The 18,895-nt window shown below is 47.7% G+C and carries 21 protein-coding genes and 1 tRNA gene; 13 read left to right on the top strand and 9 right to left on the bottom strand.

Annotated elements, in window-relative coordinates:
- The first annotated feature begins 25 nt into the window (after positions 1-25).
- Positions 26-457, top strand: coding sequence for a hypothetical protein (locus tag GON05_RS33670; RefSeq protein ID WP_157325746.1), 432 nt, complete (start codon positions 26-28; stop codon positions 455-457).
- Here the strand turns inward: GON05_RS33670 and GON05_RS33665 are convergent.
- Positions 398-1,438 (bottom strand): YkvI family membrane protein, encoded by a 1,041-nt coding sequence (locus tag GON05_RS33665; RefSeq protein WP_157325745.1) that lies wholly within the window; start codon positions 1,436-1,438, stop codon positions 398-400. The genes GON05_RS33670 and GON05_RS33665 overlap by 60 nt on opposite strands.
- 142 nt (positions 1,439-1,580) lie before the next feature.
- Here GON05_RS33665 and GON05_RS33660 point away from each other — a divergent pair, with 142 nt between their 5' ends.
- A complete protein-coding gene (locus GON05_RS33660; protein WP_181646326.1) occupies positions 1,581-2,186 on the top strand; it encodes a DedA family protein in 606 nt (201 codons plus the stop codon).
- Between the two features lie 66 nt (positions 2,187-2,252).
- Here the strand turns inward: GON05_RS33660 and GON05_RS33655 are convergent, their stop codons facing one another.
- Positions 2,253-3,029: a hypothetical protein gene (locus GON05_RS33655; protein ID WP_221435294.1), complete on the bottom strand. Its 777-nt coding sequence runs from the start codon at positions 3,027-3,029 to the stop codon at positions 2,253-2,255.
- A 215-nt stretch (positions 3,030-3,244) separates the two neighbouring features.
- Here GON05_RS33655 and GON05_RS33650 point away from each other — a divergent pair, with 215 nt between their 5' ends.
- Positions 3,245-3,814 (top strand): xanthine phosphoribosyltransferase, encoded by a 570-nt coding sequence (locus GON05_RS33650; RefSeq protein WP_157325743.1) that lies wholly within the window; start codon positions 3,245-3,247, stop codon positions 3,812-3,814.
- 80 nt (positions 3,815-3,894) lie between these two features.
- Positions 3,895-4,221: a hypothetical protein gene (locus tag GON05_RS33645; protein WP_079413697.1), complete on the top strand. Its 327-nt coding sequence runs from the start codon at positions 3,895-3,897 to the stop codon at positions 4,219-4,221.
- Positions 4,222-4,972: 751 nt separating this feature from the next.
- Here GON05_RS33645 and GON05_RS33640 read toward each other — a convergent pair.
- Complete coding sequence (locus tag GON05_RS33640; RefSeq protein WP_157325742.1) at positions 4,973-5,290, bottom strand: hypothetical protein; 318 nt, start codon at positions 5,288-5,290, stop codon at positions 4,973-4,975.
- A gap of 146 nt (positions 5,291-5,436) precedes the next feature.
- Here GON05_RS33640 and GON05_RS33635 point away from each other — a divergent pair, with 146 nt between their 5' ends.
- Both GON05_RS33635 and GON05_RS33630 read left to right on the top strand, forming a co-directional pair.
- A complete protein-coding gene (locus GON05_RS33635) occupies positions 5,437-5,700 on the top strand; it encodes a hypothetical protein (protein ID WP_157325741.1) in 264 nt (87 codons plus the stop codon).
- Positions 5,687-6,409 (top strand): adenosylcobinamide amidohydrolase, encoded by a 723-nt coding sequence (locus tag GON05_RS33630; RefSeq protein WP_246239649.1) that lies wholly within the window; start codon positions 5,687-5,689, stop codon positions 6,407-6,409. The genes GON05_RS33635 and GON05_RS33630 overlap by 14 nt, the downstream gene beginning before the upstream one ends.
- A 123-nt stretch (positions 6,410-6,532) precedes the next feature.
- Here GON05_RS33630 and GON05_RS33625 read toward each other — a convergent pair whose 3' ends face one another.
- Complete coding sequence (locus GON05_RS33625; RefSeq protein WP_127458555.1) at positions 6,533-6,712, bottom strand: hypothetical protein; 180 nt, start codon at positions 6,710-6,712, stop codon at positions 6,533-6,535.
- A gap of 122 nt (positions 6,713-6,834) precedes the next feature.
- On the opposite strand from GON05_RS33625, the gene GON05_RS33620 reads away from it, so the two are divergent.
- The 3 genes from GON05_RS33620 to GON05_RS33610 all read left to right on the top strand — a co-directional run bounded on the left by GON05_RS33620 (position 6,835) and on the right by GON05_RS33610 (position 8,624).
- Positions 6,835-6,918 (top strand) — tRNA-Leu (locus tag GON05_RS33620).
- Between the two features lie 136 nt (positions 6,919-7,054).
- Complete coding sequence (locus tag GON05_RS33615; RefSeq protein ID WP_181646325.1) at positions 7,055-7,873, top strand: DUF695 domain-containing protein; 819 nt, start codon at positions 7,055-7,057, stop codon at positions 7,871-7,873.
- A gap of 97 nt (positions 7,874-7,970) precedes the next feature.
- Positions 7,971-8,624, top strand: a complete 654-nt coding sequence (locus tag GON05_RS33610) for a Bax inhibitor-1/YccA family protein (RefSeq protein WP_157325737.1) — start codon at positions 7,971-7,973, stop codon at positions 8,622-8,624.
- A gap of 64 nt (positions 8,625-8,688) precedes the next feature.
- Here GON05_RS33610 and GON05_RS33605 read toward each other — a convergent pair whose 3' ends face one another.
- A complete protein-coding gene (locus tag GON05_RS33605) occupies positions 8,689-8,853 on the bottom strand; it encodes a hypothetical protein (protein WP_185157263.1) in 165 nt (54 codons plus the stop codon).
- 210 nt (positions 8,854-9,063) lie between these two features.
- On the opposite strand from GON05_RS33605, the gene GON05_RS33600 reads away from it, so the two are divergent.
- Positions 9,064-9,345 (top strand): hypothetical protein, encoded by a 282-nt coding sequence (locus tag GON05_RS33600; RefSeq protein ID WP_157325733.1) that lies wholly within the window; start codon positions 9,064-9,066, stop codon positions 9,343-9,345.
- Between the two features lie 78 nt (positions 9,346-9,423).
- Complete coding sequence (locus GON05_RS33595; RefSeq protein ID WP_157325731.1) at positions 9,424-9,615, top strand: YqzE family protein; 192 nt, start codon at positions 9,424-9,426, stop codon at positions 9,613-9,615.
- Positions 9,616-9,680: 65 nt separating this feature from the next.
- Here GON05_RS33595 and GON05_RS33590 read toward each other — a convergent pair whose 3' ends face one another.
- The 3 genes from GON05_RS33590 to GON05_RS33580 all read right to left on the bottom strand — a co-directional run bounded on the left by GON05_RS33590 (position 9,681) and on the right by GON05_RS33580 (position 13,536).
- Positions 9,681-10,643, bottom strand: a complete 963-nt coding sequence (locus GON05_RS33590; RefSeq protein WP_157325729.1) for a hypothetical protein — start codon at positions 10,641-10,643, stop codon at positions 9,681-9,683.
- A 116-nt stretch (positions 10,644-10,759) separates the two neighbouring features.
- Positions 10,760-11,749 carry a YqhG family protein gene (locus tag GON05_RS33585; protein WP_157325727.1) on the bottom strand — a complete coding sequence of 330 codons (990 nt, stop codon included), beginning with the start codon at positions 11,747-11,749 and terminating at the stop codon, positions 10,760-10,762.
- Complete coding sequence (locus tag GON05_RS33580; protein ID WP_157325725.1) at positions 11,746-13,536, bottom strand: DEAD/DEAH box helicase; 1,791 nt, start codon at positions 13,534-13,536, stop codon at positions 11,746-11,748. Before GON05_RS33580 ends, GON05_RS33585 begins: the two co-directional genes overlap by 4 nt.
- Before the next feature lie 258 nt (positions 13,537-13,794).
- Between GON05_RS33580 and GON05_RS33575 the strand changes: the two genes are divergently transcribed.
- Complete coding sequence (locus tag GON05_RS33575; protein ID WP_157325723.1) at positions 13,795-14,634, top strand: lipoate--protein ligase family protein; 840 nt, start codon at positions 13,795-13,797, stop codon at positions 14,632-14,634.
- A 285-nt stretch (positions 14,635-14,919) separates the two neighbouring features.
- Here the strand turns inward: GON05_RS33575 and dat are convergent, their stop codons facing one another.
- Positions 14,920-15,747 carry a D-amino-acid transaminase gene (gene dat / locus GON05_RS33570; protein ID WP_157325721.1) on the bottom strand — a complete coding sequence of 276 codons (828 nt, stop codon included), beginning with the start codon at positions 15,745-15,747 and terminating at the stop codon, positions 14,920-14,922.
- Positions 15,748-16,070: 323 nt separating this feature from the next.
- Here dat and GON05_RS33565 point away from each other — a divergent pair, with 323 nt between their 5' ends.
- The gene (locus GON05_RS33565) at positions 16,071-18,722 is read left to right on the top strand and encodes an adenosylcobalamin-dependent ribonucleoside-diphosphate reductase (protein WP_157325719.1); all 2,652 of its coding nucleotides are present in this window, start codon (positions 16,071-16,073) and stop codon (positions 18,720-18,722) included.
- Positions 18,723-18,895: the final 173 nt, after the last annotated feature.

Raw genomic sequence — 18,895 nt, 5'->3', positions numbered from 1 at the left:
GACAATTCAGAAGGGGGACTTAGGCATGAATATGCTATTAGCGATAATTGGCGGGTTGTTAGGTCTTTTTGTAACGGGCGTCGCCATTTACACGGCTTGGATGATTCATCAGCTTTGGCGGCAGCAGGCGGCAGCGCCAAAGGCTTTGAGCCAAGTGGAGATTGCGGTGAGCTATTTTTCGCGTTGGACAGTGATGGATTATACGGTGATCGGACTGTTTATCAGTGGTTTGCTGTTATTGTTAGCTCAACTATTCGCGATTTTGCGCGATCAAACGGCGACGACAGCTGCTTTTCATTTCTCCTATTTGCTTACCGGTCTTATTTTATGCGCGATGGGGATGCTCTTGTTGATGGTTCGTTTGATCGTCGTTCTCGGCTTCGCACAAACCGGCGTTCTACACCGTACGTTTACGGTTGCGCCAGATCATGAGCACGAGCCAGACAACACTAATTAAGCCGAATACAGGGTACAGAGCGGCAAGAAGCGTTTTGAAACCAATTTGGCTGACGAGATAACTAAGTCCTAAGATGCTAAACAGCAGTAGCTTAGGGTTTAATTTGGTACGTTGCTGCAGCTGCAAGGACAAGCCATATGCATCAGCGATAAATGTCGTGAAAATCTCTCCGTAGATCACGAGCAAATAGGCGATCTGAGGAGCGGAGCCGAGCCTGTTAATGATATTCCCCATTGGAATCTCATACTGTGCGATGCCAGGCATTTGCGCTGAAAGCGCATAGTGGGCGGAGAGGAGCAGCAGTCCAATGCCTGCCCCGCCAATAAGGCCGCCCCAGTAAAGCTCCGAACGCTTCGTGATGGAAGCTCCCATCGGCACCAGAACGGCTTGCGCCATGGCCAAATTGAAGGCTGTGTAGAGAAACGGGGCAAACCATATTTTACCAAGCGAATCATCCGTTGTGATCCTCAGCCAGTTTCCCGAAGACGGTGAATGCCACGTATAAACGACGATTACCACGCTAAAAAGCAGCATGATAGGAACGACAATCGAGTTGACTGTCATGATAGCGCCAATTCCTCGTGATAAAACGAGATAGGAGAGAACCAAGGTGACCAAAAGACCAGTTTGATAGGATAGGTGAAGTTGCTCCTCAAATACTGTTCCGCCACCGGCAAGCATAACCGTTGTGATTCCGAACAGCACAATCATCGTAAACAAGCTGATCCCATTTCCTATTTTCGGCCCAAAAATGACCCGATTCAAATCCTCATAAGATGTTGCTTTTAATGTATGAGCCATTAGCATGAGTTTGATGCCAATCCATATAAATAGGAGGGTGGACAAAGCGATTGTTAATGAAGCTATCCATCCGTAGCGCGTAAAAAATTGCAAAATCTCTTGTCCGGAAGCAAAACCTGCTCCAACGACAGTCCCGATATAGGTAAAGGCAATACGGACGATCTGTGACCCTTTTCGCATGGATTGCCCCGCTTTCTTTCGTTTGGTATAGTACAAGGTATGTTCGCGGAGACAGTAGCATGACTGCAACTTGGGGCAAGCCCTTATTTTTGATAAAATGGTTAGGAACAGAAAGACGTAAGAAATTGGGAGTGTGTCTTTTGTGAAAGAAGCTCTTTATGATTTTATTGGACATTATGGCTACATTGCTCTGTACATTTTGTTGTCTGCCGGCATCGTTGGCGTACCTATACCGGATGAAACGTTGATGGCTTTCGTGGGCTCGTTGACCGCGCCTGGAGGTCCTTTTGAGTTTGGGACAACGTTAATAGTGATTTATGCAGGTACGATGACGGGGATGATTGTGAGTTATCTCATTGGTCACCGGGTGGGCAAGCCTTTCTTATACCGCTATGGAAAATGGTTCAAATTGACGCCGGACCGGATCGAAAGAGCGGAAGGCTGGTTTCATAAATATGGGCTGTGGACCGTATTCTTCGGGTATTTCGTGCCGGGAGTCCGCCATTTCACCTGCTATTTGTCTGGAGTAAGCGGAGTGAAATTCTACAAATACATGCTCTATGCGGGGACAGGGGCGCTGCTGTGGTGTACGACCTTCTTGACCTTGGGCCATTTTATCGGCAGCAATTTGGATGGCTTGTTCAATTTGATTCATAAATATATGGGTGTCAGTTTCATTATTCTCGTAGTTGTGGCTGCGATAGGAGCGGTGATTTATTTCCGCTTTCGGAAAAGAAGAGCGATCTGAACGCAAAGAAAGACCATACTTGCCATCCTATGGATGACGGTATGGTCTTCGGTTTGTTGAGCGGTATTAACGATCTGCGAAAAGCTTAATCGATTGGATCGTGTTGGCATTGGGGTCTACATCGAGCTTCAGAAGCGTTCCCTGTGATTTGTAAGAAAGCACGTAGGTTGTGTTGGAATCCGGTTTTCCGAGAATGCTAATGGCATCCTCTACTTTCTGGCCAAGGTGCAGGCCGCGAAGTCCCGGATCAATATCCGTGGAGTGTACATCCACGAATTCAAGGGCATCCTTGACATTAAAGCCAACGGAGAAATCACCAAAATCGTAAACCTGAATCGCATCATCGTCTTCATCCATAACGAATTGTTTCTTGGCTTTGCCGAATCGGTCAAGCACTAGATTTTTGCTCGTTCCCAGCTTTAAGCCCATTAGGGTCGGTTTCTCTTGCTGGTAAGCATCTTCCGCTTTCACCCGCGGTTTGGATGTTGGCTTGGCGCTTGAAGAGCTCTGTGGCAGATCCGATAAGTCCGTTTTGTTCGTGTTTGCAACTTGCGCTTCATGCTTGGCTATCGTATCCTCCGGTGCCAAGGAAGCAGCTGGAGTTTCTACAGCCAGCACGGCAGGCGTGCTAACCGGGGTTGTGCTTGGATTCTGCTTCTGAACATGAACCGATGGATCTATAGTAGGCTGAGCGGAAGGAGCAGATGACTCTTGGCAGCCAGCTACGATAAGCAAGGAAAATGCAACAGGCACAAAGCCAAGCATGACGGGTCTCATCGCATTGTTCATCATCATCTTTCCTTTCTGCCGAATAGTTGTCTTAAAAAGAATATTACTAATCATACTGCGATCGGGTTATCAATCTCAATGGATCTTGCTGCCTAAATGTGAGCATTTCTAAAACAAATTCGAAAAAGTTAAATCCTGTATAAGTATAGACACCTATTCGGCAAGAAAAGTTTCACTTTCAAGAGCGATATTCGCAAATTGGGACTTGAAACCTACTTCATCATTATGGTAACTTACTCATAATAGACAGGATTAAGGGGGCCAGTATCATGGAATTGTTAAAGCAGCGGATCCAAGAAGTCGGTGTCGTTGTATCGGATAAAGTACTTAAGCTGGATGCCATTCTTAATCATCAGGTGGATCCGGTTTTGACCATGGAGATGGGACGGGAGTTTGCAAGACTTTTCAGAGAGACCAAGCCGGACAAGGTGTTAACCGTAGAGTCCTCTGGTATCCCAATTGCCTTTACAACCGCATTGCATCTTGAGATCCCAATGATTTTTGCACGCCGCAAGAAGACATTAACAATGGATCAAGATACGTTTAGCGAGCGTGTGCCTTCTTTTACCAAGGGCATTGTGACCGACATTATGGTCTCCTCGCATTTGCTGCATAAAGGTGAACGTGTGCTGCTTATTGATGATTTTATTGCCAATGGGGACGCGGCTCGCGGCTTAATTCGCATTATTGAGAAGGCGGAGGCTGAACTCGTCGGTGTCGGTATTGCGGTGGAGAAATCGTTCCAATCCGGCGGCAGCTCGATTCGAGAACGCGGCATTCGGGTGGAATCGTTAGCAAGAATTGCCTCGCTAGAGAACGGGCAAATCACTTTTGACTGATTTTACATCTAGTCTTTGACTTCCCTGATTGCCAATTATCCATTATAATGGTTACAAGGTAAGAGAGGAGGCTGACATCTATGGGTATCGAAAATGGTTCCATTGAATATTTCATGACAAAGCTTGGGGAAGCCAAAACACATTTTGAACGTGCTCTTGATTGTAAGCATACAGAATTTGATGATCTATATCCGTATATGATCGAACATCCTCAATTTTTCTGGTACAAACGCTATGTCGCTTGGTCTGAGTTGTTAACGATCGTGAAGCTCTGCACAGAGCTGACCATTGAATGGGAACAGCAATTTTCCGCAGCGCAAGTGGAATATATTCAGAAGCGTGTCATGTCAAGCAAGGTCCTTGATTTCTGGTTTGAAACGAATGATTCCAAGGAACATGTAAGCTAATGTAAATTCAAGAGGCCAATGGATCCGTTATGGATTCGTTGGCCTTTTTTCAATAGTTAAGAATTTATATGTTTGGGGGTTGAGCGAAGGCTCAGCGACGGCTGTACAGCAAAGTTGAAGGGCTATGTTGCATTACATGCAACGAAATGGTGTGGTCAGACCGCGATTCCGGTCTTTCGTTGCACATCATACAACCATTTGTTGCAAAAGGGGGGGTGTAAGCGGTTTAAATGCAACAATCGTTGTATTGAGTGCAATATAGAGGCGAAGTGAGGCCTCTATACGGCCAAATGGTTGCGGCAAAATACAACATAGTTGTCACTGTCGCTGCTATCACTCCAGCGCTCCTTGAGGGGAACTGACGTCCTCTATTTGTCCGTTTTCTTGAAGAAATCAGGGTTAGGCGGTCGAGTAAGGCCCTGCAGTTCCGTTTGAACGAGGAAACGGGCTTAATTTGTTAGAATGGCGCCTTGTAGTTTCTCTAAGTATGCGGCCAGCCAGCTTACCTCTCCTATGAGGATGCTCCCTCCGCCAAAATTCGCTCCCACTGGGCTCTTAACAAACTCTACGGAGGGAAATGAACGCCTCCAACGATTCCTTTCTCCTCAACGAGGAACTACAGGGCAGTAATTCATTGACAAATATGTTTTGATCGAGCGAAAACTCAGCCTACCTTGACAAACGCGCTTGTCCTAAAAGGACGACGAAGTCGTTTATCCTGTTATACGGGCAGCCCGCAAGAAAGATCTCGTTAGACACCATTTTTTAATATATTCATATTTTCAATATGCCTTTTGGTTTGTTCATTCCCTAATCGATGCAAGGTGCGATACACTTCCGTCAAATAATAATCATATTCTTGATTGGTCTCATTGGAGTAATAAACCGACAAAGGCAGCCAAGAGGTCGCATAGCTGGCTTGGGACGTGTTATCTGTCTCTTCAAAGAGCTCCATCAATTGATCAAATTCCTCATCGGTAGCGGAAATCTCAAATTCATAATTGAGCGCGGTCCTGTCTTCCAATACTTCACCTGTCCCGACATTCACGTAATACGTTTTTTTGTCCAATATGAAAACCCCCAAGGTTATATGGCGTTCTATTGCTTCGTCATGATTAAGGTAACCCTGATCTAGCGGATTTATGTAATGTTTCAACTTGGGCAGGAATTGGTGTATGCTTAAGGAGTAAAACTGGATGGTTGGAGGTAAAAGTAATGATAACAGAAGATCAGTTGGATCTTTATCGTGTTGAAAGCACATTGCTTCGCGTGATTCGCGATGTTAGCCCAAGGAATGATGTCCGCGGCATTGTTGTCGCTTGGGATGATGATAGTGTTTTAATCCGCAAAAAAAATCGCAGAGTGGTCAAGCTTGCACGCAGCTATGTGTATCAACCTTATGAAGCTGAACGGCCACCGGAATATATGCTTCCGCAAGAATTGATTGAACCGGATGATGCTGCGGATGAATCAGAATAGGGTCCCCATCACCGGAGTCCAGATGGATTTGGTGAATTCCGAATATGGCAGTTACGTGCTAATCCGTAGCGATAGTCCGATGCGTACCTTGAATTCTTCGCCATGGGGCGGAGGATTCGGGATGTTTCGATCGTTGATGAATAGGCAGGTACATAGGCATTATAACGAGGCTGATCCCCTTCGTGAGATGGACGATTTCATCCAAAGGGAAGGGTTGAATCCTCGGGAAACGGCTGGTATGCTAACGGCAGCTTGGGTGAAGGATGTTGGGTATAGTTCGCTCACTTGGACGCGAGATGGCCCAGCGGATGTCGAGAACGAGACGAATCCCCTGCACGTTTGTGCATGGGTCACGGTAGGTCTCGGGAACAAAGCTAGGGCAGGGGCCGAAGTGCCTGCCGCCTCGCTTTATCCCGGTACGATAAATACCATTGTCGTTATCGAGGGGCAATTAACCGATGCCGCGATGGTCAACGCGGTCATCACCGCGACCGAAGCCAAGGCGGCTGCGCTTCAGGCATTAGGCGTTGAAGTCGACGGTCTTCCGGCTACAGGAACGACCACGGACGCGGTGCTCATCGCCACGACATGCCGCGGCCGCTTGTACAGCTATGCGGGTACAGCTACAGCGCTGGGAAACATGATTGGAAGAACTGTGTACGAGGCCATCTTGGCATCGGGACAGTTGTATGAGAAAACGCCCGACTGATCCGCGAGGATGAAGTGGGGCGTTTTCTGTGTCTGTCCGTATCGGTGCTTACGGCAGGCTTCCTCGAAACTTGAGTAACCTCGTTATGCTAGCCACACGCACGTGCATAGGCGAGGGGTCTAATTACGGTTTGCGGAAAACGCCGAAAGCAACCCCGGCAGGATACACATCAACACCATCGGGATCTTCGTCTTCATTTTTGAAATTGGGATCATGTACGATACCTTCAGCTTCACCTTCTGTGAGATGTCGCTGATTGCCTGTGTATTTGGGTTCGAGAGCTTTGATTTCTTCCTCATCCATTCGTCATCCCTCCTTTGGTAATAGGTTTAGGAGCGGGGTTTGTATTTATGCATGGATTGTAAAAGTTTCGTTGACGAGCTTTCGAGTCCCATGTTATATTTATTTTTGTCACCACATCATGTGCGATCATGGCGGAATTGGCAGACGCGCACGGTTCAGGTCCGTGTGGGCTTACCCCCGTGGAGGTTCGAGTCCTCTTGATCGCATCAACCGCAACAACCCTTTCAGGTTCTGAAGGGGTTGTTTTTTTATTTCCTAGGAAATGATGCACAGATGGGTAGGCAGCTAGGCCTAAGACTTATATAATAAATATTATCTGGAATGGAAATAGGGGGTCATCCTATGGAAGAAGATTGGAATTTGTTCGAACGCATCCGGGATCGGGAGCAGGTTCTAGTCTTTATGAACACTGCTTTGAAGCAGAAAGCTCCTTTCATAGGATATGGTCAAAGAATTACAATCGTATTTAATATGTATAGCTTGTGGGACCTCTCGGACAGCTCAACGCAAAAGGCGCAGCAAGCCTTCTACGAGCTCGAAGACAAGCTTATTTCACGGATGAAAGATCAGGGATATGCCCTTTATGCCGGGCGCATTTCTTCAAATAATAAAATGGAAATGTACTTTTACGCCAAGGATGACTGGGATTGGGAGCGGGAAATGAAGCGGGTGCTGGCGGATTTTCCTAACTTCCGTTATTATTTCTCGAGGAATTTGGACGCAGACTGGAGCTTCTACCTGGAAGAAATGGCGCCTTCACCCTTGGAAGAGCAGTGGATGCGAAATGCCAAGATCGCCTATGCGCTGAAGCGTCGGGGGGATAATCTGGAGAAGGCCAGGGAAGTTCAGCATTGGCTGCATTTTCCGGATTCAACCCGGATGGATGCGATGAAAAGCAAAGTGGGCGCGCTTGGCTACAGGATCATTGTCTCCGAATTTGATACGACACGTCAGGTGGAGCCCTACGTGCTTCACTTGAGCAAATTACACACGCTGGATGTTCCGACCGTTAATGCGGTAACCAAAGAATTGTTCGTTCTAGCGGCAGAAGTCGGCGGAACTTATGACGGTTGGGGCACGCGTCTGATTCTGCGATTTCCTGCGAAACTTCGAGCGCATTTGAAACGTATATTCCTAAAGATGATCTCCGCCTTCAAATAATGCCTAAAGTCCAGGCGTATAGCGGTTTTCATGAAGTTTAGGTATAATGCATAGTATAGATTGTACATGTTTTCTAATAGAAGGAGTTGACAGTTTCATGGATAGAACGGTTACGGTTTCTCATTCAGGCAGTTTTGCTCATGTGCTTCAAACATTTGCCATCTCCCTCTTGGTTTCCTTCCTGGGGACACTAGTCGGTGCTATGGTCGTTCCGCCTTCAATGATTATGCTTTTCGTCATTGCCGAAGTGGCCATGCTGGTGGCAGCGATCGTGATTCGGATTCGCGGCAAAAATATCGGATATGGTTTCCTTTATGCCTTTACGGCAATTTCCGGTGTAACCTTATATCCAGTGATTATGGCATACGGGGGTATGCTCGGAGCTAACGTGGTGTCGGGAGCATTCTTCGCGACAGCGGCGATTTTTGGCGGACTAGCCTTCTACGCGCACCGTTCGCAACGTGATTTCAGCTTCCTCGGCGGCTTTTTGTTCGCTGGAACGATTGGCCTTGTCTTGATGAGTGTCATTGGTATGTTCGTTAATTTTGGCTCGATGACAAACTTGATTTGGTCAATGCTCGGCATTCTGATTTTCAGCGGTTGGGTGCTGTATGATGTGGCTCAATACCGCAATGGCGTATCGGCCGAAGAGGTTCCGCTCGCTGCACTTAACATTTATTTGGATTTCATCAATCTCTTCTTGTACATCTTGCGCTTCTTGGCTTCCATTGTTGGAGTTAGCCGAGACTAACAGATAGAAATTGCTATGAAAAAAGCACTTTCGACACCCGCTAGCGGGAATCGAAGGTGCTTTTTTAATTGTGAAAATATGGGACATCCCCGCGAAAACACCGATTCACTTCCAGCAGGGTATGGAGAAGTAAAATGAGCTCAGCATGGCTTAGCTGAACTGTAGAGAACGTATCTTCCTGTTCGTGGTCTCGAAGCTTCAATTCCAGCATGTGATTGGCTTTATCCATGTGGATGTTGAGCTGTTCAGTCAGGAGCATCTCTTCCCACATTCGATGCACCCCTTTCTCTCTAGTTACTTTAATATATGCAGCAAGGACGAGGTTAGAAGCGGGTTTGGAAGCATGCAGCGCGGGACTGATTTTTTTGGAACAAGCACGATTTAAGCCCTCTCTTCATACAATTTAGTGATCCTATATGGGGAGAGAGGAGATTGACCTATGGCGGCTTGCAATGCTTGGACGTATAGAGGGATTTCGTCTTCGGTGTTTCGTTCGTTACAACAAGTAGGCAAAAAACAAGGCTTCACCATTCCCAATGCTGCATCGGGGAAATTCATGATTACAGTGGTAGGAATGAACGTTGGTTTCCAATACGCCTGGGATATGAACGCACAGACCTTGCTGTTGCAGTGCGATAACAAACCGATGCTGCTAGGCTGTAGTACGATTAAGACATTTGCGGATAAAATTATTTCGGAGAGCGGCGGAAGAGTCAGTTGAATCCATTTCTTCCACCTGTCTTACCGTTTAAGTCCGGGGCTCTCTGGTTACAATAGGGAGAAAAAGGCAGGTGGGCGTATGGCCAAAAGTGATGACTTGGTCAAGTACATAACACAACAGGTCGTGACGTTTATAGACACGCCAAGAGATGTTCGCCAACAAGCAAAAGCGATGCATAAAGAGCAGCGGGAGCATTGGCAGACACGTTGGTTTGGCATGCTGCCCTTGGCAGCCCGGATGCTGTTTGACCAGTTTAAAACTAAAAAATAAAAAAACACAAAAAAAGGGCTGCCCGATAAGTAGAATCGTCTACTTGACGGAGAGTCCTTTTCCTTTTAATAAATATGCCCCATTGCCAGAGCGGTAGGCAGTTGAATGTATCTTGGTCCTTGGTGATCGAGAACCAGATAAGGTAACCCATCCTGCCATGATTGATAGCCTAATACGGCCAGCGGCAGAGTAACCTGACCATCGTATAGCTCGGTGACAAAGGTCAGATGTTGATCGGTGGCAAGAGCGCTTTGGAGTTCGCTCAGTCCAGTCATAGGAAGCGGTGAGCCGACAATCCAAGGCATCCGTTCATAAGGATCAAAGGCTGGATGCATAACGGTGCTTGCTTCTTTTAATTCCGTTGTCATCAGTGTGCTATCATCGGCCCCAAGCTTTGGCGTCGGGTCTTCTTTTATAGGGAGGACCTCACCTGATTTGGCATCCACATAGTACAATTGATTATCAACTTTGATTCTCCAAACAGCGGTTAAGCCGTCCATATATAAGCGGTCTTTGGCGATCGTTTCATTGGCGATAAAATCAGAATAAGTAAGTGTTGCCGGGATGAGTTCTTGCTGTACCATAGAACGATACAGCGTGGTCAAACTGAAAAGAGGGTGCTTACCTGTCCCGTATTCCGTTAATCGGAAGGAGCCATTTTCTACAGACTGTACGATCATATAGCCGACATCCTCGCCATGATCCGTGAGAATCACGACCCAGCCATGTGTCCCTGGGCCAAGCGGGTAACTGTTCCAAGCTGCTGATTGCCAGTTATGGAACCCTTCTTCGCGAGCGAGCGCTACCCGCCACTTCTCAACTGTGGCCGATAAAGTGGATTCGCTTCGCAAATCCGGTACGGGCTTTGCAGTTTCAGCTACTTGACTACTGATAGCTGCGGGTTGTCCTACTGGCTGCACGAGGCTTGTCCGATCTGGATTATCGCCCGCTGAGCTTTGGGAAGGTATGAATAAGAGACTGCCAATACATATGAAGCAAGTTGCTGTCCATGCAGTCCACAGCTTCATCCATGTTCACCTGCCTATCGCTAACTTCTCATTTGTATGAATCTATTGTAATTCTTATGCTATAAAAAGATTGTTAGAACCTGCAGCGTTAATTTGCGAGGTTTTAGCGACTATCGTCAGTTCCTAGGCGATCGCCCGGCGGTTAAATGAAACAATCCGCAATTGATGACAGAAACGGCGATACGCGGCTTGTGCTGCCAGTCGATTTCTCTTAGGCGGTTGCGGCATTGCGTTTCGATTTCATCTCTTTTATCGGGCTCTGCGTTAAGCAAAAGGCCGTTGTAGTAAGATTCGACACGGTCAATCTCGCTGCGGTGCTGCTCATTCGCCTCGTCTGCCCATCTATGGTCATAGGCGCTTATTTTACGTTCAAGCGTCGTTTCCAGCAGGTTCACGGCTTTGGTCAGCGATATCGTATCCGGTAAAATATGACTATTCGCCGGCAGCTTGGGAGAAAGACCTTTGGTCAGCAGATGTTTATGAAAATTCTCGCGAATCTCGCCGTTGTTCAATTGAATGGCAAGGGAGTGGATTTCACTTCGTTTGCGGTCGCAGGCGAGTTCAACCTTGTAATTGATGCAAAACCATGTATCATATACGAGCGCAGCATGATAGGTGGCTCCCGTAGGAAATGGTTCCTCAAACAGATGAACGAATTTCCCACGCTCTCGGACGATACCGAACATTTGCTCCAGTCTTCTGCTGCCAAAAGTGACATCATCCTGCGGAACACGCGCTGTAATTGTTGTCGGAACGAAGCCGAAATAACGTCCCAGAATGCTGTCGGAGGAGCCGTCAGGCGCTTGCTCCTGGTTCGGTGAGGCTGGTGCGCCTGGACTAGGTGGACTCTTCACAGCTGTCGGTGCAGCTTTGGACTTGGCATCGAGCCTCATTTGTTCCGGGTCGAATACGAATTTATAGGTCATGGTTTCAGCAGGCGTCCCGGTTCGTTCCACGAAGCTCCAATAATAAGGTCGGCCCGTCATTTCCCGATCTGCTTCCGGAGAGAGCTTAGCCGTGACGTAAGACGGGCTTTTCTCCAGAATAGTGCAATCATAAGCTTCAAGAAACCGCATGACAAAGGTATGAACGTTTCGTTTGTTCATGATCTGACCTCACCGCTTTGCGCGCCGCCTACGGCATCAAGGATATGTTGAAACTCAGTTCCATACACGGGATTGTGTTCAATTTCTTCTTTGATTTCGGTAAAAGAATGACCCAACTCGTCGATTTTCCGGCGAATATCCTCGCGCGACCCTGCTTCCATCACCATGCGGAATAACGAAGTTTCAAGAGATCCTTTCTTTTCGATCTTCTCCAAAATCGTATCGAGCTGCCCGATAACCATCTCAAACATATTGATTTTCTCATGCAGCAAAGAAAGGATGTGCTCTTCAATCGTATTGTTTGTCGATAGATTATAGATGTTCACATCATGCGTCTGGCCAAGTCGATGCACACGGCCAATCCGTTGTTCCACGCGCATCGGGTTCCACGGCAGGTCAAAATTAATCATGTTATGGCAAAATTGCAGATTAATTCCTTCGCCGCCAGCTTCCGTTGCAACAAGCACTTGTACACGATTGCGGAATAAATCCATCATCCAATCTTTTTTGCCACGATTCATGCCGCCGCGATAGGGCACTGCTGTAATTTTATGCTCTTTCAAATAGTTGAGCAGATACTCCTGGGAAGCGCGATACTCCGTGAAAATGATGACTTTATCATTAATTTCCTGCACGAGCTTCATGGTGGTTTCCGCTTTGCTATTCGATTTGATGCTGCGAATCAGCTCGACAAGCTCCCATATTTTGGCGCGTACAGGCGAATCTTCCGCTGTTTTTTTGAACAAATTCACGAGCGTAATGAAGACGGCATCCCTGGAGGAGCAGACCTCGCGCTGGAGTGTGATGAGCGAAAGCATGCTGTTTAAATCGCCGGAGCTCTCCGCATACCGCGTGCGGACGAAATTGGTGACGCCATCATAGAGCGCCTGCTCGTCCGGTGAAAGTGTCAACGGGATATTTTTCACCACCCGTTTGGTGTAATGAACGCCGCCGTCGCCGCGACGATTTCGGATCATCACCTTGGACAGCTCCTGCTGCAGCTGAATCTCATTTTTCGGAATCCTTTTGCCGACAACAAAATTAGATTTAAAGGAGCTGTGAACACCGAGTTGGCCGGGCTTGAGCAGGGTGATGAGATTATAAAGCTCTTTCAAATCATTTTGAACCGGCGTGGCCGTGAGCAGCAGGCAATATTTTTTGCGCAGCTCATTAACGAAGGTGTAGTTGGTCGTTTTTTTATTTTTTAATTTATGAGCTTCATCAACAATCAGCATGTCGTATTCCAGACCCATCACGATCTCCCGGTGAGGATCGCGTTTGGCGGTATCCATGGAGGCCACGATAATGTCGCTTTGCTGCCACATGTACGCTTTTTTATGGGCGATGGCAGGTATGCCGAATTTGGTGTTTAATTCACGAACCCATTGCAGGACAAGGGATGCCGGCACCAGAATAAGGGTTTTGCGGACCAATCCGCGGATCATGTATTCTTTTAATATCAGCCCAGCCTCAATTGTTTTCCCGAGTCCCACCTCATCGGCCAAGATGGCTCGACCGCGCATTTCATTAAGCACTCGCTTCGCTGTATCGATCTGATGAGCCATAGGCTCAAGCTGTCCCAAATGAGGGAGGCACTGCATTTCATCAAATGTAGAAATAAGCCCCGACTCTTCCGATTCGTAGGCGAGCTGGTACAACGTCCAATCGTCCCACGGCCCTCCTCCGCGCACACGATGATCCAGCTCAGTAAACCAGTCCCTCTCAAAGTGCATGTCCAACCGATGATGAATGGGGCGAATGTTCTCTTGCTGTTCATGTTGACGCATGGTTGTGCCCTCCTAAGAGTTTTCGTAAGAAAACTGACTTCGTGAACCTAAGCTTGTATGAAGCACGGGCGCTAAACGCCGAATACGTGTTAGTATGTCCATAAGAGGCGCTTTCATAACTTTTTCCATGGTAAAACAGATGAGGAGTTCAGGGCGGGAGCTTGAAGAGGGAGCGGAATCGTAACTTAAGGCGGTTATGTGGTATGATAGAGGTTGTCTTTTGACAAGCATGGTTGGAAAGAAAGGGTGAAGATTTCGATGACGGCATGGCGATTTATACATACGGGGGATCGTTCTCCTGCTGAAAATATGGCTTTAGATGAAGCGATTTTGACCGCTCATAGCGAGGGAATCGTCCCTCCTACGGTGCGTTTTTATGGATGGAATCCAGCAACGCTGTCGATCGGTTATTTCCAAAAAGCAGCTGAGGTCGATCAGGAGGCCGTGGCGAATGAAGGCATTGGCTTCGTACGCCGTCCGACAGGAGGCAGAGCGGTTCTGCATGATAAGGAATTGACCTACAGTATCATTGTGGCCGAGGATTATCCGGGCATTCCCCGCAATGTGACGGACGCTTACCGCGTCTTGAGCGAAGGGCTGCTGCAAGGTTTCCGTGCGTTAGGACTTAACGCCGAGATGGTGCAGCTTGCAAGCGATGAGGAGAAAGAGAAATATGCCTCTGCGGGCTCGGCCGCATGTTTCGATTCTCCGTCCTGGTATGAGCTGGTGGTTGAGGGGCGTAAAGTCGCCGGCAGCGCGCAGGTACGGCAAAAAAACGTCGTGCTGCAGCACGGCTCAATCCTGCTCGATATGGATACGGACCAACTGTTCCGTATGCTGCGTTTCTCTAACGAGAAGGTGGCGGAGCGGATGAAGACGAGCTTTTTGAAAAAAGCGGTGGCCATTAACGAGCTGCTGCGGGCACAGGGGAAAGAGGCCGTTACCTTGGGGCAAGTTGAAGAAGCCTTCCGCCGTGAAATTGGACTCGGTTTAGGTGTGGAGCTGGTTGAGGACTCGTTGACACCGTTTGAGATTGAGTTGACCAATCGTCTTGTGAAAGAGAAATATGGGACGGATGAGTGGAACTTGCGGCGGTAATCGTGAGGCGTGTGGTTTGCTAGGATTGGGTAGCTAAACCAGTAGGATAGAGGAAATAGGAGAACTTCGGGACGCTATTTAGGGGTAAGGTGGTTGTTGAGGGACTTGAACGGAACTCAAGGGTCTTATTTCTGGAAATAGCGGGATATTCGTATGAAAACTCCGAAATAACGGCCTGGGGTTCCCTTCCGTCGCTATACACGTTCGATTTCGCTGAAATAGCGCCCTGGCGTTCCTCGTGTGGGATTTAAAAACCTAAGGCAGTTGCCTTAGGTTTTTTGCTGATTATGAGAACGTGCGAACAAACTCCTCTTGCAGCTTGCGGGTATGTGCACCTGGCGTGCCGGCTCCAATCGTGCGGCCATCCACTTCCAGAATTGGCGTTATTTCTACCGTTGTTCCTGAGATAAAGGCCTCGTCAGCCGCCATAAGCTGTTCCGTCGTAAAAGCTTCTTCTTTAACCGGCATCTCCAAACCTCTGGCTAAACGCAAAACGACTGCTCGGGTGATTCCGTGCAAAATCAAATGATTCGCAGGGTGCGTATAAAGTACGCCATCCTTAATTATCATCAGGTTAGATGCGCTGCACTCCGTCACCGTACCTTCGCGATGCAGTACAACCTCCTGCACGTTGTTATCGAGCGCTGCCTGCTTGGCCATGACGTTGGGCAGCAGATTGAGTGTTTTGAGATCGCATCTTAACCAGCGAATATCGGCGAAAGTAATCGCTTTGATCCCGTTATGTATGGTTGCCGTTGGTCTTGGTACTTCCGTGCAATAGGCCAGCATGATCGGTTCTGCCTGAGTCGGAAACGGATGCGCGCGTGGAGCTTCGCCACGGGTGATTTGCAGATATACAGTGCCATCGATCAGCTTATTTTTGGCTACCAGCTCGGTGAGAATTTGCCCGATTTTCTCAATGGTAAAAGGGAGTGTAAGCCGCACCTCGCTTGCGGTTCTTTGAAGCCTCTGCATATGGGCATCCTGCTCATAGAGCTTACCTTGATAGACACGGAAAACTTCATAAATACCGTCTCCAAAATAATAACCGCGATCATCGGGCGAGAGTTGAATGTCCGCTTTATTCATAAATTCATTTTTATAAAAATACATTTCTTTAACATCTCCTTAGAAAAAAATAAATAACGAACAAATGTTCTAAAAATGAGCGAATTGTGGTATCCTAAATATAGGTTAGCAGAGGAACACGCCATCGTCAAAAGCAACGAACCGCGAGCTCGCATTCTATAAAATAAAGAGAGATTTCGAGTAAATTCTAGCTAAAGCGATCATGACTTGTCTTATTAAACAAAATTGGTCCTTTGGCCATTCGAAGGTCCATATCTAGTGTTGTATAATGGATTTCTCACACCAGATATTGTAATTTTCAATTTAGTTGGAGCTGAATCTGTAGCTTATTGGGAGGGCATTTATCAATGGGGATTTCGCAATCAGGTAAGAGGCTGGAAGGGTTAAGCGAGAAAATATTTTTGGATCGCTACGCACTCAAGAATGCGGATACGAGCTTTGCTAAAGTGGGGGACACCGTACTCGTATTGACGAAGGATGATCCCAAATTCCCAGCCAAAGAAGTAGGCGAAATTATTAGCCGTGAAGGCGATATCGTGCAAGTAAGAACACGCAGTGGCGAGACAGTCAAATCTGCAGTTGAGAAGCTTACATTAAACATAGAAAAGACACCGGAAGAAATGTGGGATCGTCTGGCCGGAGCCATGGCATCCGTGGAAACGACACCTGAGAAACGCAGGGAATGGACAGAGAAATTCAGATATATTTTGGATGATTGGAAACTTGTTCCAGGCGGGCGAATTGCGGCAGGGGCGGATGCAAGCGATGAATTAACGCTGTTCAACTGTTATGTGATCCCATCTCCTCACGATAGCCGTGGCGGCATTATGAGCACACTTTCAGAGATGACGGAAATCATGTCACGCGGCGGTGGTGTGGGAATCAATCTGTCTTCCCTGCGCCCACGCCGTTCCGTTGTCAAAGGAGTTAACGGCTCTTCGAGCGGTGCTGTATCATGGGGCGGTTTGTTCAGCTATACAACAGGTCTGATTGAGCAAGGCGGAAGCCGTCGTGGCGCACTCATGCTGATGATCAATGACTGGCATCCAGATCTGGAAGATTTCATCACGGTGAAGTCAACGATGGGCCAAATCACCAATGCCAATTTATCCGTTTGCGTAAGCAATGGATTTATGAAGGCTGTGAAGGAAGATTTGGAGTGGGAACTCGTTTTCCCGGATACGACGGATCCTGAATATAACGAGAAATGGGACGGCAATTTGGAAGCTTGGAAACAGCTTGGCAAAGCCGTCAAGCCTTACCGCACGGTCAGAGCTCGTGAAGTGTGGCACACGATTATTGAGTCCGCTTGGAAATCGGCTGAGCCTGGTGTTGTGTTCATGGAATACTACAACCAAATGTCGAATAGCTGGTATTTCAACCCGATTATTTGTACGAATCCGTGCGGGGAGCAGGGGCTTCCGGCTTGGGGAGTTTGCAACTTGTCGGCGATTAACTTATCCAAATTTTATGATGTTGAGAAGCATGATGTCGACTGGGCGGATCTGGCGAAGGTTGTTCGCTACTCGACGCATTTCCTTGATAATGTCATTGACAAAACGCCATATCATTTTGAAGAAAACCGTGAGAATCAACAGAAGGAACGCCGCGTAGGCCTAGGATCAATGGGCTTGGCGGAACTCATGATTAAGTTGAAAATTCGTTACGGCAGTCCGGAATCCTTAGCATTTTTGGACAAAATCTATGGCTTCATGGCAAGAGAAGCTTATCTGGCATCAGCGGAAATTGCTGCTGAGAAAGGTTCTTTCCAAGCGTTTATTGCAGATAAGTTCCTGGAGAGCGGCTTTATGAAAAATATGACCAAGGTATTTCCGGAAGTTGGCGAAGCCATTAAATCGAACGGTATGCGCAACGTAACGGTTATTACGCAGGCTCCAACTGGAAGCACAGGGACCATGGTCGGCACTTCGACGGGGATCGAGCCGTATTTTGCTTTTGAATATTTCCGCCAAAGCCGCTTGGGCTTTGATAAACAATATGTTCCGATTGCTCAAGAATGGAAAGACGCCAATCCGAATCAGGAATTGCCGGATTACTTTGTAACATCCATGACGTTGACGGCTGAAGATCATATTCGCGCACAAGCAGCGATCCAGAAATGGGTTGACAGTTCAATCTCCAAAACAGCGAATTGCCCATCCGACTTTACAGTTGAAGAGACCAAACGGTTGTATGAATTGGCATTTGATTTGGGCTGTAAAGGCGTTACCATCTACCGTGATGGAAGCCGTGATGTGCAAGTTCTTAGCACAAGCGCTGATAAGAAAGAGGAGAAGAAAGTTGAGAAGGCAGAAGCAGCACCTGTTGCTGTAGCTGCGGAGGCTGTGAAAGAAGAAGCCAGCTTAACGAATCTCTCAGGCAAGCTTGCGGTTAATGTTGACGCCAAAACAGAGCAAGTATTCGATAAGCAATATAAGCGCCGTCCGCAAATTCTGCGAGGCGCAACCTATAAAGTGAATACACCATTCGGCATGGCGTATATTACAATCAATGATATGAACGGAACGCCGAGTGAAATTTTCCTCAACGTGGGGAAAGCCGGATCAGACGTTTTTGCGATGTCTGAAGCACTAGGCCGCGTGTGCTCGTTGTTCTTGCGTTACGGCGACCACGGTGACAAAGTGAAGCTGCTCGTGAAGCACTTGAAAGGCATTGGCGGCTCCGGCGCCATTGGATTTGGCACGAACCGCGTCGAGTCGATCGCTGACGCGGTTGCCAAAGCACTCGAGCAGCACGACGAAGTGATGAACGAGCAAGACGACGCGCGGAACTACGTGACCGCGACGAGTGAAGTGCTGGATGCGCCAGCACCGGCACCAGTGGCTGCTCCTAGCGGGCACGCCGCGCATGCCGCTCATGGCAGCAACGCTGCTAGCGCCGCGACGAAGGACTTGTGCCCGTCTTGCGGTTCCGCTTCGCTGATTAACAGCGAAGGGTGTAAGAATTGCGCGAACTGTGGATACAGTCGCTGCTCATAGTAGGACCGGGGGCGGGAGCCCCTGGTTTTTTTTGTGAGTTGTAACTTGTTTTGTCGGCGATTGGAAGATGATTTGTCGCTGAGTTTGAACATAAATGTCGTTAGCCCGTGCCTTGATGGTACGGGCTTTTTTTATATTTAATTAGAAAATTGCTTTGGTAAGAATTAAAAATT

It is taken from the genome of Paenibacillus anseongensis (assembly GCF_009757995.1).
Classification (GTDB): domain Bacteria; phylum Bacillota; class Bacilli; order Paenibacillales; family NBRC-103111; genus Paenibacillus_E; species Paenibacillus_E chondroitinus.
Note: the sequence above shows the minus strand (reverse complement) of the source record. Positions and strands in the feature narration are given on the sequence as shown.